This window comes from Myxococcus sp. CA039A, from assembly GCF_013336645.1.
GTDB classification, from domain to species: Bacteria; Myxococcota; Myxococcia; order Myxococcales; family Myxococcaceae; genus Myxococcus; species Myxococcus llanfairpwllgwyngyllgogerychwyrndrobwllllantysiliogogogochensis.
Map to the genome: position 1 here is coordinate 30,806 of NZ_JABUMQ010000012.1, position 13,960 is coordinate 44,765.

Below are 13,960 nucleotides of genomic sequence, written 5' to 3' on the forward strand. Positions count from 1 at the left end.
ACGGGACGCACGCGCCCATGCGTCCCGGAAATGGGAACGCTGGGGTTGCCCCTGGACCGCCAGCTGGGACTTTGACCTAGGCTCGCGGCATGAGTCGTTCGACGGGACTCCCCACGCCACCCTCTCCCCCACGTCGGGAAGTGGCGCACGCCGGACTGGTGCGCGTCTTCGCGTATCACTGCCCCGCGTCGAAGGGTGCCCCAGTCGAACCGGAGCAGTTCACCCACACCTCCATCTCGCTGGTGCGCTCGGGAGTGTTCGGCTTCCGGAGCGAGCACGGGCCCAGGCTGCTCACCACCGGCTTCGCGATGCTCGCCAACCCCGGGCAGCAGTATGAAATCTCGCACGAGCACGCCGGGGGAGACCGCTGCATCATCTTCCGCTTCGACGAGGCCGCGCTCGAGGAGCTGGTGGGGAGTCCTCCTCGCGGTGCGCCTCGCCAGTACTTCACGCGGTCAGTGCTTCCGCCCTCGTCACGTGTCGAAGCGCTCCGACACCTCGCCGAGAAACAGCTCGCCGCTCATGGCGCATCCCTGGGCCTGGAGGAGTTGGGGCTCGCGCTCGCGGCGCATGTCGGAGCGCTGCTCGGCCGCGCGCCCAAGCCCGAGGCGACTCGCGACAACCGTGCTGCTCGGGACAGCGTCTACGCCGCCCTGCATGCGATTGAGCACGACTCCGCGCGCGAGCTTCGACTGGAGGAACTGGCGCGCGTGGCCGGCTTGAGCCCGTATCACTTCCTCCGCGTGTTCAAGCGCGAGACGGGTGTGACGCCCCATCGCTTCCTGCTGCAGACCCGCGTGCGACGCGCGCTGGAGCTGCTCCGCGATACCGAGCGGCCCGTGACGGACATCGCCTTCGACGTGGGCTTCGGAGACCTCTCGAACTTCATCAACACCTTCCGCCGCGAGGTGGGCAGCTCTCCCGTGCGCTTCCGCAAGGTGACTCCGAAGGACTGGGCCGACACCGTGCGAGCGTCTTCGCGCGGGTGATGCGACTCACGGTGCCTCGCCCGCCGTCGGCGCTCGCGAGTTCGTCCACCGTGATAAAGGGCACCTGCGCCTCCTGCTGGGAGAGGACGCTCCAGAGCCGTCCCCGACGGACGCCGCGACAACTCCCCGCGCGACGCACGCGTCCTGGAGTCGGCCCGGCGCTGAAACGAGCGAGGCGACTATCGCGTTGCCACCTGTGTCCCCGCGAGCCCCGCCTTCTCTCGCCGACACACCTCCGCCACCCAATCCGAAACCGCGCGCACACGCGGGCTGCGCTGCAAGTCCTTGTGGAACGTCAGCCACAAGGGCCGCTTCGCCAGGACTCCCGCGCCCACGCGCGTCAACCGAGCGTCCCGCTCGCCCGAGAGACACGGCAGCAGCGCGACGCCCAGCCCCGCCGCCGCGGCCTCGCGCAACACCGCGGTGCTGTTGCTCTGGAGCAATCGCCGTCCCCCCGCCGTGACCCGCTTCAACTCCTCGGACTCCTCTCCAGACGTGAGGGCCATCCGGTAGACGAGCACGGTGTGCTCGCGAAAGTCCCCGGGCCGAGGTGCGCCCCGGCGGCGCAGGTAGCCGCGCGACGCGTACATGGCGAAGGCAATCTCGCCGACCTTGCGCACCACCAGCGCATCGCCTCGGGGCGGTATCAACCGCAGCGCCAGGTCCGCGTCGCCTCGCTGGAGGTCCACCACGTCGGTGCCCACCACCAGCTCCAGGTTCAGGCCAGGGTGGCGCGCATGAAGCTCGCCCAGGTGCGCGGCGAGCAGGGCCTGGGCCAGATACTCGGTGGCCGCGAGTCGGACGGTGCCCTCGGCCTTCGCTTCATCGGAGACGGAGTCGTGAAGCAGGCGGAGCGCGTCCTCCATCTCCCGCGCCCGCGCCACCACCGCCTCGGCGTCCTCCGTGAGCCCCAACGTGCGCGAGCCTCGCAGCACCAGCCGCGTGCCGAGCGCCTTCTCCAGCGCCGCCAGCCGCCGTCCCACCGTGGTGGCGTCCACCCGCAACTCCCGGGCCGCCCCGGCGAGCGAGCCCTGGCGTGCCACGGAGAGGAGGTAGCGCAGGTCGTCCCATCGCATATCCATGCCTGCAATGGTGCAGCAAAGCCCTGCATTCCCGCAGCACTTCCGGCGCTATCTCGGACCCTGGAAGCGGCGGCTCCCTTGGCGGCCCCGCGCGAACGACAGGAGAACGCGATGTCCATGTCACATGCGACGGCGCTGGAGCAAGACACGGTCCCCTCGGTGCGGAGCATCCCCCAGGAGGACAGACTGACGGCGGTCACCCAGGGCACGAGCCCGGGCGTCCCCTTTCGACTCAAGGCCCAGGACGGCTACCCGCTGGCCGCAACCCTCTTCCCCCACGAAGGCGCGGAGGTCGGCGCGGTGGTGCTGCTGGCCGGGGCCACGGGAGCGCGTCAGCGGTACTACTCGCGCTTCGCGTCCTTCCTCGCGCGCCGGGGCTTTCCCACCGTCACCTTCGACTACCGGGGCATTGGCGGCTCACGCCCAGACACCCTCACGGGCTTCGGCGCGCGCATGGAGGACTGGGGAAGCCAGGACCTCGCGGGCGCCATCGCCGCGATGCGCGAGCGCTTCCCGGGGCGACGCCTGCTGATGGTGGGCCACAGCGTGGGTGGCCAGTTGCTCGGGCTGGCGGAGAACGCTCGCGAGGTGTCCGCGCTGCTGAACGTGGCGACGGGCTCCGGCTACTACAAGCTCTTCCCCCAGCGACTGCGCATGGCGCTCAACTGGCGCGTGCTCACGCCCGTGCTGACGCGGGCCTTCGGCAAGCTGCCGGGCTGGGCGGGGACGGCGGAGGACCTGCCCGCGGGCGTGGCCGCGCAGTGGGCGCGCTGGTGCCTGTCCCCGGACTACCTGCTCAGCGAGGGGGGTGAGGCACGCCGCGAGGCCTTCGCGTCGCTGTACCTGCCGCTGCGGGCCTACAGCTTCTCGGACGACCCCATCGCCTCGAAGGCCTCCGTGGAGCACCTGCTGTCGTTCTACGCGGACGCGCTGGTGGAGCACCGCCGGCTGACCCCGAAGGACGTGGGCCAGGCCATCGGCCACTTCGGCTTCTTCCGGGAGAACTTCCGCGACACCCTGTGGGAAGACGCCGTCGAGTGGCTTGCCATCCAGGCGCTCACCCCGCGCCCCGTCAACCCACGGTAGCCCCCACAACCGGCGCGGGAGCCGCCGTGTGAAACAGGCGTCAGGTGTCGCGCGGACGGCGTTGGCTCCCGGGTGACCTGAAGTAGAACCCGGCTCCATGGAACTGGAGCTCAAAGGCAAGGCGGCCCTCGTCACCGGCAGCAGCCGAGGCATTGGACGGGCCACGGTGGCGGCGCTGGCTCGCGAGGGCGCACGGGTGTGTCTCAGCGCACGGGGCGCGGAGGCACTGGACGCCGCCGCGAAGGAGCTGCGCGCGGCGGGCGCGGACGTCGCCACCGTCGTCGCGGACGTGGCCACCCTGGCGGGCGCCGTGGCGGCGGTGGACGCGGCGGTGCGCGCGTTCGGCACGCTGGACATCCTCGTCAACAACGTGGGCGGCAGCGGCGGCGCGGGCGCCTTCGACTCGGCCACGGCGGAGCAGTGGACCGCCGTGCTCGACCGCAACCTCATGTCCGCCGTGTGGTGCAGCCAGCGCGCCGTGGAGGTCATGCGCGCGAAGGGCGGCGGCACCATCGTCCACATCAATTCCATCTACGGCCGCGAGTACGCCACCAGCGCGCCCTACACCACCGCCAAGGCGGGCCTCACCGCGCTCACCAAGGAGATGGCCGTGGACCTCGCGCGCCACCACATCCGCGTCAACGGCGTGGCGCCCGGCTCCATCCTCTTCCCCGGGGGAAGCTGGGACAAACGCCAGAAGGCCGACCCGGAGAAGGTCGCGAAGATGGTGAAGGACGAGCTGCCCTGGGGTCGCTTCGGCTCGCCCGAGGAGGTGGCGGACGTGGTGACCTTCCTCTGCTCGGAGCGCGCTCGCTGGGTGACGGGGGCCACGCTCCCCGTGGACGGCGGACAGGGCCGCGCCTTCTGAACGGGCCCCGGACACGGCGGGCCAGAGCCCTGGATGGCGCCAGCCGGACGCCATGCTATGGAGGGCCCTCCCCTGGGGTATTCCGTGCTGAAGCTTTACAAAAAGGAAGGCGACAGCCTCCGTTTCTGGGAGGTCTGGGTGCATGAGGGCGTGCTCACCACGCACTGGGGCACCGTGGGCGAAGTGGGCGAACAGAAGGACACGCCCCTCCCCCCGGAAGAGGACCCCGACTTCGCCATCGCCGACGCCGCCGGCCCGCTCATCGAGCAGGACTATGACGAGCCCGAGCTCGACGCCATGGCCACGCTCATCGTCCAGTACCCCATCGAGGGCAAGGGCACGGGGCACGACGTGGAGAAGCGCGTCGCCATCGAGGAGCTCCTCACGGATGCCCTCGGCTGGACGGGCAACGGCGAGGTGGAAGGCGGCGAGCTGCGCGACGGCTTCCTGCGCGTCCACTGCCAGGTGATGCACGCCGACGCGGCGGTCCGCACCGTGCTGCAAGCCCTCGACTCGGAAGACATGGTGGATGACGTCAGCGTGCTCGTGGCCAAAGGCGACGAGGAGCCTCGCGTCATCTGGCCCACCACGCCCTGAGTGCTACCAGCGCGGCGGCGACGCCACCGCCGCGCTCGCCTGGGTGACAGCTCCCGAGCAGGTCCCCGGAGCCGTCCCCAAGGGACGTCACGCCCCCGCGGGATGCACCGCCGGAGCCGCCTCGACTCCGGCGGAGATGCGGTGCCAGAGCTGGTGCGAGGTGAGCAGCAACGCCAGGGTGACGAGGGGCGAGATGGTGTTGCCCAGCGGGTCCCCCATCGCCGTGTGGGACACCGCCGCCGCCACGAAGTCGATGGCGAAGCCCGCATAGGCCCACTCGCGCAACGTGCGAGACCCGGGGGCCCACAGCGCCACCACGCCCAGCAGCTTCGCGATGCCCAGCATGGTCCGGAAGTAGTCCGGGTAGCCCAGGTGCTGGAACGCCGCGACCATGTTCGGCGCAGCGGTCAGATACAGGAAGGCAGAGACCGTGGCCGACAGGGAGACCAGTCCGGTGACAACCCAATACGCGACTTTCAGCTTCATGCTCACGCCTCCAAGGACCGTATGGGCTGACGAGCAGCCCCCCGCGCGAGACGATACGGGTTACAAATCCGCCGTCGCAAGCGGGCCACTCTGACCCGCCCCCTCGCCTTCGACGAACCGTCGGCCATCATTCGCCCGGTCCGGCCTGCGACCCCGGTCCAGTTCGTCCCGGTCCAGCATGCCGTCCTCGTCCCGGTCCACGCCGATGCGCCGCTCGGAGCCCGCGGGCACCACGGTGTACGTCAGCTCCGCGCCGGGCCGCGCACCCGCCAGCAGCAGGTACGCCCCCACCTTCTCCGAGGCCCGGTCCGACTGGAACACACCGCCGCCGAGATAGGCGAAGCCGCGCTCCTCGCCATGTCGGCGCCCCTTCACCACCAGCCCCACCTTGCCCTGCTCCGCCAGGGACATGAACTGCAGCACCCGGGCGAACTCGGAGGGCGTGGCCGTCGTCAGGGTCACCTGCTGCCCCACCGCCGCGTGCGAGTCCTTGCTGTCCGGCCCCGGCGGCAGGAACATGTCCGTGGCCGAGCCGCGCGGCAGCTCCGAGCCCGCGAAGGACAGCAGCAGCGCGACGAGGTCCGCCACCTCCTGGTCGCTCTCCGGATTGAAGGTCGGCTCCGTGATGAAGCGCGCCAGCGAATCCACGCTGCCGTCATGGATGAAGGCGAAGCCGGACAGGCTCTCCTTCTGCGTCAGCTCCATGCCCACCTTCTCGTAGACGTTGCGCAACTGCGGCACCTTGAGCGTGACGTTGGTGCTGCCATCCGTGGACACGAGCGCGTGGTGCGACTCGCCCGTGGCGCCCTTCTGCATGGGCATCCACATGGCGCCGGTCCACTGCATGTCGACGGCGAGGCCCGATGGGAAGGTGTGGCAGGTGTTGCACGCGAAGAGGCCCTGCGCGAGCAGGCGCGGCGGACGGAACAGCGCCATGCCCCGCGTCGCGTCGCCATTGGGCAGCGGCTGACCGGCCGGCGCGAAGCGGCCCGTCGTGTAGTGGCCCGTCAGCGGCAGGTTCCGGGGCAGCGAGTTGTCCAGGTTGCGGAACGGGTTGGGCGGGAAGGTGAGCGTCGCGAGGAACGAGCGCAGCTCCTTCATCTCCCGAGGCGTGAGCTGGGCATCGTCACCCTGGAGGCCCTCGAAGGCGGGGTTGAACTCCTCCAGGCTCGCCCGGTCTCCGCGCCAGTGCAGCGGCTCCTTGCCGATGATGTCCTGGAGCGTCTGCGTCGTCATGGGGCCCTTCATCGGGTGCCACGCCTCGAAGGGCGGCAACGGCAGGCCCATGCCCAGGTTCTGCCCGGCCAGCGACTTCACCGCGCCCGTCGGGTCTCCCAAATCCCAGCCCAGCCGGTCCATGCGCCCGTCGATGTGGCACGACGCGCAGGACACGTGGCCCAGGCCCGACGTCTTGTGCGTGTCGTACAGGTGCTTGCGGCCCACCTTGAGGGCCTGGGGCGTCGGGTCGAAGAACTCCACCCGTGACAGCTCCTTCAGCCGATCCGTGCTCAGCACGGAGATGCTCGCGCCGAAGCGGTTGAGCACGTAGAGCCTGTCGCGCGAGTCGTCGGACACGATGCCCGTGGGCCCCTCGCCCACCTCCACCTGTCCCAGCCGCGCGCCACCCAGGCCCACGGCCACCACGTTGTTGGAGCCCATGCCCGTCACGAAGGCCCGCGTGCCGCGCGAGTTCCAGGCGATGCCGCGCGGGTCTCCCACCGACAGGTTCCGCACGGATTGGGGCACCGTGGGCGTGGAGTAATCGAGGTGCGGGTTGAGGTCATGCACCGAGGGCGACGTCGGCCGGCGCGGGTCCACCACCGCCATCAGCACGCGCAGGAAGCGCCCGTTGACGTTCGGCTCGAAGCGCACCTCGTTGCGCGCGTCTGTGCCCACCACCGTGACGGAGCCGGAGGGGTGCACGGCCAGCGCCATGTTCGCGTTCATCAGCCGCGTGGCGTAGCTGACGTCGAGTGACGCCGCGTCGATGATGGCCAGGTCGCGGTCCGGCATGTCCCAGCCCGTGAGGCGACCGGAGGCGGCGGCATTCGCCCCGCTCACCAGGTCCGTCCAGTCCGCGCGGTTGTCGTCCAGCCACTGGCCTCGCGTGTTCTTGCGCACGATGAGGCCCACGGGCGGAGGCGGCGGGTTGGCGGGGTTGAGCGCGGGGAAGAAGGTGGAGCCCGCGTTGGGCGGCGGGTTGATACCGCCATAGGGCCCGCGCGCGTCGCTCACGGCGTTGGGCGGGTAGGCGTTCGGAATCAGCGAGCCACCGCCGAGGATGGTGCTGCCATTGCCGGACTCGAAGATGGCCGCGTAGACGAAGCGGCCGTCGGGGCTCACCGCGAGCGCACGCGGGTCCTCGCCCTTCAGGGTGATGCGCCGGGGCGTCGCGTCCGGACGACGCGGGTCCACCACCAGCACGCGGTTGACCTGGGAGCAGGTGATGAAGGCCCGCTCCGGGCGTCCCGCGAAGACGACGTCCGCGGGCTCGTCATCCGTATAGACAGTGGCCGTCACGGTGCCGCGTCGCAGGTCGACGATGCTCACGCTGTCGGAGATGTGGTTCACCACCCACGCCTCGGTGTTGCTCCGGGCCCGCACCGACACGGGGTCCAGGCCCACGGGGATGGAGGCCACCAGCTCCAACCCACGCCTCGACGTCACATCGAACACCATCAGCCGGTTGTCGGCCGTGTTCACCGCCAGCAGCAAATTGCCATCAGGGGTCAGCTCCAGCGGGTGAACGTGGGGGTCCTCCCAGTTCACGAACGACTCATCGGCGTGAGACATCCCCGGGAGCAGGAGCGCAATGAAGCACAGCAGCAAGACCGCGCGTCGGATGACAGCCATATCGGCGACCTCCACGTCAGGAAGAAGCGGTGCTTCTCACTGTCTTGCATTTATCAACGCGACGGATGCAACTCCTTGCGTGAGAAAAAACGCATTCCTACATCTACCCCTGCGGGGTGCGTCCTCTCGGGAATCAAAGATTCGAGCTGCCTGGAAAACGACTCGGGGCGTCACACACGCCAAGCAAAGGCAGACACACAAGTCCATTTACCCACGCCAAAGCGGACAGAACCGCGACACCCAAAAATGCGGGCGTCACGCAAGAAACCGCCCCCATGGCGTTACAAGCCCGTGCTCCATTGAGACAGGATTTTTCTGTCTCACGGCGTCGCATCCGGCGGAGTGTCTCCGCCCTGGACACATCAGCCGTGAGTGTCCGTCGTGGCCGAGCCCTCGGGCCTGGGGCGGAACACGCGGAACAGGAGCGCGATGGACGGAATCACCGTGAGCGCTCCCACCCCGAGCGTGATGAGCAGCAGGCGCTGCGTCGCGGGGCTCGCCGCCGCGCCCTGCAGCGTCACGTCCGGCACCACCAGATAGGGATACTGGGACGCCGCCCAGCCCAGGACGATGAGCCCGGCCTGGAACGCCGCCGCCAGCCGCGCCCACTGGAAGCGACGCGTCCACAACAAGGCGAAGGCCGTCACCGCCGCCACCCCCGTCGCCGCATGCAACGCCAGCGCGAAGGGTGAGCGCGACAACCCCTCCCACACCCGGGGCGCGCCCTCGCGCGCGAGCAGCAACACGGCCACCGCCGCGACGAACACGGCCACCCCCGCCCCGAGCGCGCGCCTCCTGAAGTCCTCACGCAGCTCCGCTCCAGACGCCTCGTGGGTGAGGAACACCGCGGCCAGGAAGGCGAAGAGCGCCAGCGCCAGCACCCCCACCGCCCACGCGAAGGGCGACAGCCACGACGCGAAGAAGCCGCTCACCACCACCCTGCCCTCCACGCGGATGGAGCCGCTCGCCACCGCGCCCACGCACATGCCCAGCAGCAACGGCGCGACAATGCTCGCCGCGCTGAACACCAGACCCCACTGCCGCTGCGCGGCGTCGCCCCGCATGTCGTACGTGCGGAAGGTGAAGGCCGCGCCCCGGAAGACGATGCCCAGCAGCAGCAATGTCAGCGGTACATGCAGCGCCACGCTCAGCGCCGCGAAGGCGCGAGGAAACCCCGCGAACAACAACACCACACCGACAATGAGCCAGATGTGATTCACCTCCCACACCGGGCCCATGGCGTGAGCGATGAGCGCCCGCTGCTCCGCCTTGCGCGGCCCGAAGGACAAGAGGTCCCACACCCCGCCGCCGAAGTCCGCGCCCCCAAACAACGCGTAGAGCACGAACGTCCCCGCCAACACGAAGCCCAGCACCGCGTCAGTGGACATGGGCCTCGCCTCCCTTCGCGTCAGGGCCCTTCGGCTCGCGGTCCGGCAGCGTGTCCGCCACCTGCCGCTTCAACAGCGCCACCACCACCACGCCCAGGAACACGTACACGACGGTGAACGTCCAGAACGGCGCGGCCAGATGAGGCACCGGTGTCACCGCGTCCGCCGTGCGCATGACGCCCCGGACAATCCACGGCTGCCGCCCCCACTCGGTGACGAGCCACCCCGCCTCCAACGCCACCAGCCCGAGCGGCCCCGACACCAGCCACGCCCACATCATCTTCCGACCCGACGGCCACGCCTTCCTCCGCCACCGATACGCAAGCGTCACCAGCGCCAGCAACGCCATGGCGCTGCCCGTGCCCACCATCACCTGGAAGGCGACGTGTACCTTCGCCACCGGCGGCCATGTGTCGCGTGGGAACTCGTTGAGCCCCTTCACCTCCGCGTTGGGGTCGCCAAACGCGAGGATGGACAGGCCGTTGGGGATGTCCAACGCGTGGGAGACCGTGCCCGTCTCCACGTCGGGCAGCCCGCCCAGGCGCAACGGCGCGCCGCGCTCCGTCTCGAACTGCCCCTCCATCGCCGCGAGCTTCACCGGCTGCGCCTTCGCCACGTGCTTGGCGGACAAGTCGCCCACGACGGGCTGGAGCAGCGCGGTGACACACGCGAGCGGCAGCGCCACCGACAGCGCCTTGCGATGGAAGGCCGAGCCTGGATGGCGCAAGAGCACGAAGGCGTGGATGCCCGCCATCGCGAACGCGCTCGCCTGATAGCAGGAGAGCAGCACGTGCGACGTCTGGGTGAGCCAGCCTGGGCTGAACATCGCCTTCAGCGGTTCGATATCCGTGGGCCCATGCGGCGTGGCCACGAAGCCCGACGGGTCATTCATGAACACGTTGACCAGCGTGACGAAGAACGCGCTGGCCGCGCCGCTCACCGCCACCATGACACCGGAGAACAGGTGCAGCCCTGGCGACACCCGCTCGCGACCGTACAGATAGATGCCCAGGAAGATGGCCTCGGTGAAGAAGGCCACACCCTCCAGGCTGAAGGGCAACCCAATCACCTCGCCGTACTGGCCCATGAACTCCGGCCACAGCAGGCCCAGCTCGAACGACAACACCGTGCCACTCACCGCACCCACCGCGAAGAGGATGGCCGTCCCCTTCGCCAGCTTCTGGCTCAGCTTCCGGTAGTCGGAGTCTCCGGTGCGCCGCGCCTTCCAGTCACTCAGCACCATGAGGACTGGCAACGCCACGCCCGCCGCCGCGAACACGATGTGGAACGCGAGCGACAGGCCCATCTGCGCCCGCGCATAGAGCAGGTCCGTCATGAACATCAGAATACGTTATGCACAATTGCCGCGCATTTAGAGATTCTACTTCCCCAGCGAAGCGGGGCTCGGAGCCTGCCGGGCGGGCACGAGCGTCTTCACGGAGTTCTTCGCCACGGCGGTGGCCAGGGTGGTGGCGAAGATGAGGATGAGCTTGCGGCCCAGCTCGGCGCCCACCGGGCGTTGGTCCGCGCTGGAGGCCAGCTGGTCCGGGTGCGCCCATGCCCGCTGGAGCGCCTTCCGGCGCTTCTTGCGCAGCACTTCCCCCCGGTGGCGGGAGCGGTAGATGGCCAGGCCCACGCCCGCGCCCACCAGCACCATGGCCACGGCGCCCGCGGCCACCAGCGCGCCGGTGTGCTGCTTCACCTGATAGCGGACGTCGAGGGCGCGCCCGCGCCGCCGGTCCAGCTCCTCCAACGTCAGCAGGAGCTCATCCCGGATGCGGTCCGCCGTCTGCTCCACCTGCTCGCGGTCATCCATGCCACGGGTGATGCGGTGGTCGACGTGGCGCTGACGCTCCACCAGCTCGTTGCCCCCTCGGCCGTTGCCATTCATTGCAGCGTCTCCCGCGTGAGCTGGTAGTCGAGCTTCAAGCGCTCCTGGGTGTGGGTCAGCGGCTTCTTGGGCACGCGCTTGCTGCCCAGGAAGAGCATGCCTCCGGCGATGGCGAGCAACACCACGCCCACCAACAACACGCCCAGGGCGGCGCGCAGGGGCAGGGCCAGGCCCAGCGCCACGAAGAGCACGGCCAGGGACGTGAGGGCGAGCACGGCTCCCGCGCCAATGAGGATGCCCGCGGTGCGCGCGGCCTTCAGCTCGTCGCGAAGCTCCTTCTTGGCGTGCAGCACCTCGGCGCGCACCAACAGGCGTGTCTCCGCCAGGGCATGCCGGATGAGCTCCGCCGTGGAGAGCGACTCCAGTTGGCTGCGCTCCAGGCGTTCCGATTCGAGGTCCACGGCTCACGTCTCCCGCGCTCTGAGGAGGGGGACTCCCGGGTGCGCGCCCGTCCGCTCGGCCGGCACCTGGCCCCACTCCTCCGGACAAGGTGGGCAGGGCGGACGAGCGCGCAAAGCCCGCCTGGAAGTACAGGGCCGGCCCGCCTGGTCGCCTGCCTGGAGCGTGTCGATGGGCTAACGGCGACGCTGGTGGGCCAGGGCCGTGGCCAGCGTCTCGCGGACCTGATGGGCCCGGAACAGTCGGTCCGCGGTGTCCACCAGGTTGTCCACGTACAGCACCTGCTTGCGCAGCCGCGCGGGGAGCGCGCGCGTGCCCAGGTGCGCGCCCAGCAACGCGCCCGTCAGCGCCGCCGCGACGTCCGCTTCTCCACCGCAGCGCAGCACCAGCGCCACCGCCTCGCGGAAGTCGTGGGGCACCTTCAGCGCGGCGTACAGCGACGTCAGCAGCACGGGCACCACGTGCGAGGGCAGCCCGTCCACGCCCTTCAGCTCACTGGGAGGCACGCCCACCTTGCGCAGCTGCGTCAACGCGCGCGTGGTGTCCCACGTCAGGAGCCGGGGCAGGTGCCGCACTTCCTCGGCCAGCCCCTTGTCATGCACGGCCGCCGTCAGCGACAGCTGCTCGCAGAAGGCCGCGGGCGTCAGCGGCTCCTCCTCCATGCCCAGCGCGGCCGCCTGCGCGAAGGCGGCGGCGGCGGCGGCGCAGACCGGGTCCTTGTGGGTGATGACGGTGAGCACGCCCGCGTCGTGCGGCAGCCGCGCGCGCTGACCGCTCTCCAGCAGGCCCACCACCAGCGAGCGGCTGAGCACCGACGGGCAACGCGTGCCCAGGGGCGCGCCCGCGCTCATCCACGGCGTGCCGCTGGAGAGCCGCTGGAGCGACTCCGCGAGGCTGCGAGGCGGCTGGAGGATGATGCCCTCCTGCCACAGCCACGCCAGGTGCGCCGCCGCGCTGCGCCCGTCCACGCGGCCCTCGCGGATGACGCTCTCCGCCGCCGCCAGCAGCAACTGCGTGTCGTCGCTGAACTGGCCCTTGGCGAACTTGCCGCGCGGCCTGGGCGCGAAGTCCTCGGCGAGCCCCGGCAGCCGCGCGAGACTCGCGGGGGGGATTCCGCGCAGCGGAAAGCCGAGCGCATCCCCAATGGCGAGCCCCACGAACGCCGCATGGAACCTGTCCTGGCGCTCAGAGGGAGTCAGCGGCATGGAGTCGAGGAGATTAACCGAGGCTCAGGGCTGGACGGACAGGGAGAAGCGCGCGAATCGCGTGAAACGCGCACGGCTTCCGGTGAAATGACACGCGTGGGGACTTGACTCGCGAAGGAGGAGGCCACTCGCGTGTTTCACGCGAGCGAATTCCACGCCATACACCAGGACGCCCGCCGTCATCACCATCCACCCTCCTTGCCTCGTGCCCCCCGCCGTCGCACGCGGGGGTGGGCTGACTACCGCAACCAGCACGCGCGCGGCAAGCCCGAGCACCCGCATGCATTCGCGCACCTGCACACGTGTCCAACTCCGGAAGCTTTCGTGCCGCCACTCACACGGAGCGCATGGCGCACGAGGAACGCGCAGGTGGCAGCATCACGCGGGAGTCGGCACACGCGCCGTCACGCGTCACGCGTCGTCGCGGCCCAGGTTGACGACGGCCTGCAAGCGCGCCAGCACCGCCTCCGCGCCCTGGTGCAGGTGTGTCCCGTCCCAGAGTGCGGGTGTGGAGTGGCCGCCATGCAGCGTCCAGTCCAGTTCGGCTTCCGCGTACACGAGGTTGCGGAACACGACGCGGTCCTCCAGTGCGTGGTCGACGATGTAACGGCGCGCCGCGGCGGAGGGCTTGTCGGCGATGCGGTGGAACAGCTCGAGCGGGGCAGAGGTCATGGCGCCGTCACGGGGAGGAAGAGGTCGGCCAGGTCCTTGCGGGAGCGGCCGACCAGGTCCGCCAGTGTGTACCGGTCCAGCACCGCGAGGAAGGCCTCCCGCGCCTCCGCCAGCACGCCCTTGAGCCCACAGGCGGGGGCGATGGGGCACGTGTTGGTTTCACGGTTGAAGCACTCCACCAGCTCGAAGTCGGGCTCGGCCGCGCGCAGCACCTTGCCCACGGAGATGTCCTTGGTGGCGCGCGCCAGCGTCACGCCTCCGGAGCGCCCGGCTTTCACCTCCACGAAACCCTCGCCTGACAGCGTCTGCACCACCCGCACCAGGTGGTGCTTGGAGATGCCATATGCGTCCGCCAGCTCCTGCGTGGACGCGAGCCTTCCGGGGCGGGCGGCGAGGTAGAGCAGGACGCGCAGCGAGTAGTCGGCGTGGAGGGTGAGGTGCACG

At 70.1% G+C, this 13,960-nt stretch carries 14 protein-coding genes; 4 read left to right on the top strand and 10 right to left on the bottom strand.

The features are described from left to right. Window positions 1-89: 89 nt before the first annotated feature. Entirely contained in the window at window positions 90-989 is a 900-nt protein-coding gene (locus HR086_RS03235) for a helix-turn-helix transcriptional regulator (protein ID WP_174464843.1), read from the top strand. 179 nt (window positions 990-1,168) lie between these two features. On the opposite strand, the gene HR086_RS03240 is transcribed toward HR086_RS03235, so the two are convergent. After that, entirely contained in the window at window positions 1,169-2,065 is an 897-nt protein-coding gene (locus HR086_RS03240; RefSeq protein WP_174453967.1) for a LysR family transcriptional regulator, read from the bottom strand. A gap of 117 nt (window positions 2,066-2,182) precedes the next feature. Here HR086_RS03240 and HR086_RS03245 point away from each other — a divergent pair, with 117 nt between their 5' ends. The 3 genes from HR086_RS03245 (at window position 2,183) to HR086_RS03255 (ending at window position 4,622) form a co-directional block, all read left to right on the top strand. Continuing rightward, entirely contained in the window at window positions 2,183-3,157 is a 975-nt protein-coding gene (locus HR086_RS03245; protein ID WP_174453966.1) for an alpha/beta fold hydrolase, read from the top strand. Between the two features lie 97 nt (window positions 3,158-3,254). Next, window positions 3,255-4,025 carry an SDR family NAD(P)-dependent oxidoreductase gene (locus tag HR086_RS03250; protein ID WP_141643366.1) on the top strand — a complete coding sequence of 257 codons (771 nt, stop codon included), beginning with the start codon at window positions 3,255-3,257 and terminating at the stop codon, window positions 4,023-4,025. A gap of 84 nt (window positions 4,026-4,109) precedes the next feature. Further along, on the top strand, window positions 4,110-4,622 hold the full coding sequence (locus HR086_RS03255) for a hypothetical protein (RefSeq protein ID WP_174464844.1): 513 nt from the start codon (window positions 4,110-4,112) through the stop codon (window positions 4,620-4,622). Window positions 4,623-4,709: 87 nt separating this feature from the next. Here the strand turns inward: HR086_RS03255 and HR086_RS03260 are convergent, their stop codons facing one another. From HR086_RS03260 to HR086_RS03300, 9 genes are all read right to left on the bottom strand, one after another. After that, window positions 4,710-5,108 (bottom strand): DoxX family protein, encoded by a 399-nt coding sequence (locus HR086_RS03260; RefSeq protein WP_174464845.1) that lies wholly within the window; start codon window positions 5,106-5,108, stop codon window positions 4,710-4,712. Between the two features lie 60 nt (window positions 5,109-5,168). Continuing rightward, window positions 5,169-7,961 carry a beta-propeller fold lactonase family protein gene (locus HR086_RS03265; RefSeq protein WP_174453963.1) on the bottom strand — a complete coding sequence of 931 codons (2,793 nt, stop codon included), beginning with the start codon at window positions 7,959-7,961 and terminating at the stop codon, window positions 5,169-5,171. Between the two features lie 362 nt (window positions 7,962-8,323). Next, the gene (locus HR086_RS03270; RefSeq protein WP_174464846.1) at window positions 8,324-9,349 is read right to left on the bottom strand and encodes a cytochrome d ubiquinol oxidase subunit II; all 1,026 of its coding nucleotides are present in this window, start codon (window positions 9,347-9,349) and stop codon (window positions 8,324-8,326) included. Further along, window positions 9,339-10,691, bottom strand: coding sequence for a cytochrome ubiquinol oxidase subunit I (locus HR086_RS03275; protein WP_174464847.1), 1,353 nt, complete (start codon window positions 10,689-10,691; stop codon window positions 9,339-9,341). Before HR086_RS03275 ends, HR086_RS03270 begins: the two co-directional genes overlap by 11 nt. 39 nt (window positions 10,692-10,730) lie before the next feature. Continuing rightward, window positions 10,731-11,240, bottom strand: coding sequence for a hypothetical protein (locus HR086_RS03280; RefSeq protein WP_174464848.1), 510 nt, complete (start codon window positions 11,238-11,240; stop codon window positions 10,731-10,733). Then, window positions 11,237-11,641 carry a phage holin family protein gene (locus HR086_RS03285; protein ID WP_141643359.1) on the bottom strand — a complete coding sequence of 135 codons (405 nt, stop codon included), beginning with the start codon at window positions 11,639-11,641 and terminating at the stop codon, window positions 11,237-11,239. The genes HR086_RS03280 and HR086_RS03285 overlap by 4 nt, the downstream gene beginning before the upstream one ends. Before the next feature lie 174 nt (window positions 11,642-11,815). Beyond that, window positions 11,816-12,844 (bottom strand): ADP-ribosylglycohydrolase family protein, encoded by a 1,029-nt coding sequence (locus tag HR086_RS03290; RefSeq protein ID WP_141643358.1) that lies wholly within the window; start codon window positions 12,842-12,844, stop codon window positions 11,816-11,818. Between the two features lie 411 nt (window positions 12,845-13,255). Continuing rightward, a complete protein-coding gene (locus HR086_RS03295) occupies window positions 13,256-13,516 on the bottom strand; it encodes a hypothetical protein (RefSeq protein WP_174453959.1) in 261 nt (86 codons plus the stop codon). Next, window positions 13,513-13,959, bottom strand: coding sequence for an Rrf2 family transcriptional regulator (locus tag HR086_RS03300; protein WP_141643356.1), 447 nt, complete (start codon window positions 13,957-13,959; stop codon window positions 13,513-13,515). The genes HR086_RS03295 and HR086_RS03300 overlap by 4 nt, the downstream gene beginning before the upstream one ends. Window position 13,960: the final 1 nt, after the last annotated feature.

Bases quoted from the DNA above. Each gene is read 5' to 3' on its own strand.
- HR086_RS03295 (WP_174453959.1), bottom strand. From the start codon at position 13,516: ATGACCTCTGCCCCGCTCGAGCTGTTCCACCGCATCGCCGACAAGCCC.
- HR086_RS03275 (WP_174464847.1), bottom strand. From the start codon at position 10,691: ATGTTCATGACGGACCTGCTCTATGCGCGGGCGCAGATGGGCCTGTCG.
- HR086_RS03280 (WP_174464848.1), bottom strand. From the start codon at position 11,240: ATGAATGGCAACGGCCGAGGGGGCAACGAGCTGGTGGAGCGTCAGCGC.
- HR086_RS03290 (WP_141643358.1), bottom strand. From the start codon at position 12,844: ATGCCGCTGACTCCCTCTGAGCGCCAGGACAGGTTCCATGCGGCGTTC.
- HR086_RS03270 (WP_174464846.1), bottom strand. From the start codon at position 9,349: ATGTCCACTGACGCGGTGCTGGGCTTCGTGTTGGCGGGGACGTTCGTG.
- HR086_RS03250 (WP_141643366.1), top strand. From the start codon at position 3,255: ATGGAACTGGAGCTCAAAGGCAAGGCGGCCCTCGTCACCGGCAGCAGC.
- HR086_RS03240 (WP_174453967.1), bottom strand. From the start codon at position 2,065: ATGCGATGGGACGACCTGCGCTACCTCCTCTCCGTGGCACGCCAGGGC.
- HR086_RS03235 (WP_174464843.1), top strand. From the start codon at position 90: ATGAGTCGTTCGACGGGACTCCCCACGCCACCCTCTCCCCCACGTCGG.
- HR086_RS03260 (WP_174464845.1), bottom strand. From the start codon at position 5,108: ATGAAGCTGAAAGTCGCGTATTGGGTTGTCACCGGACTGGTCTCCCTG.
- HR086_RS03265 (WP_174453963.1), bottom strand. From the start codon at position 7,961: ATGGCTGTCATCCGACGCGCGGTCTTGCTGCTGTGCTTCATTGCGCTC.
- HR086_RS03245 (WP_174453966.1), top strand. From the start codon at position 2,183: ATGTCCATGTCACATGCGACGGCGCTGGAGCAAGACACGGTCCCCTCG.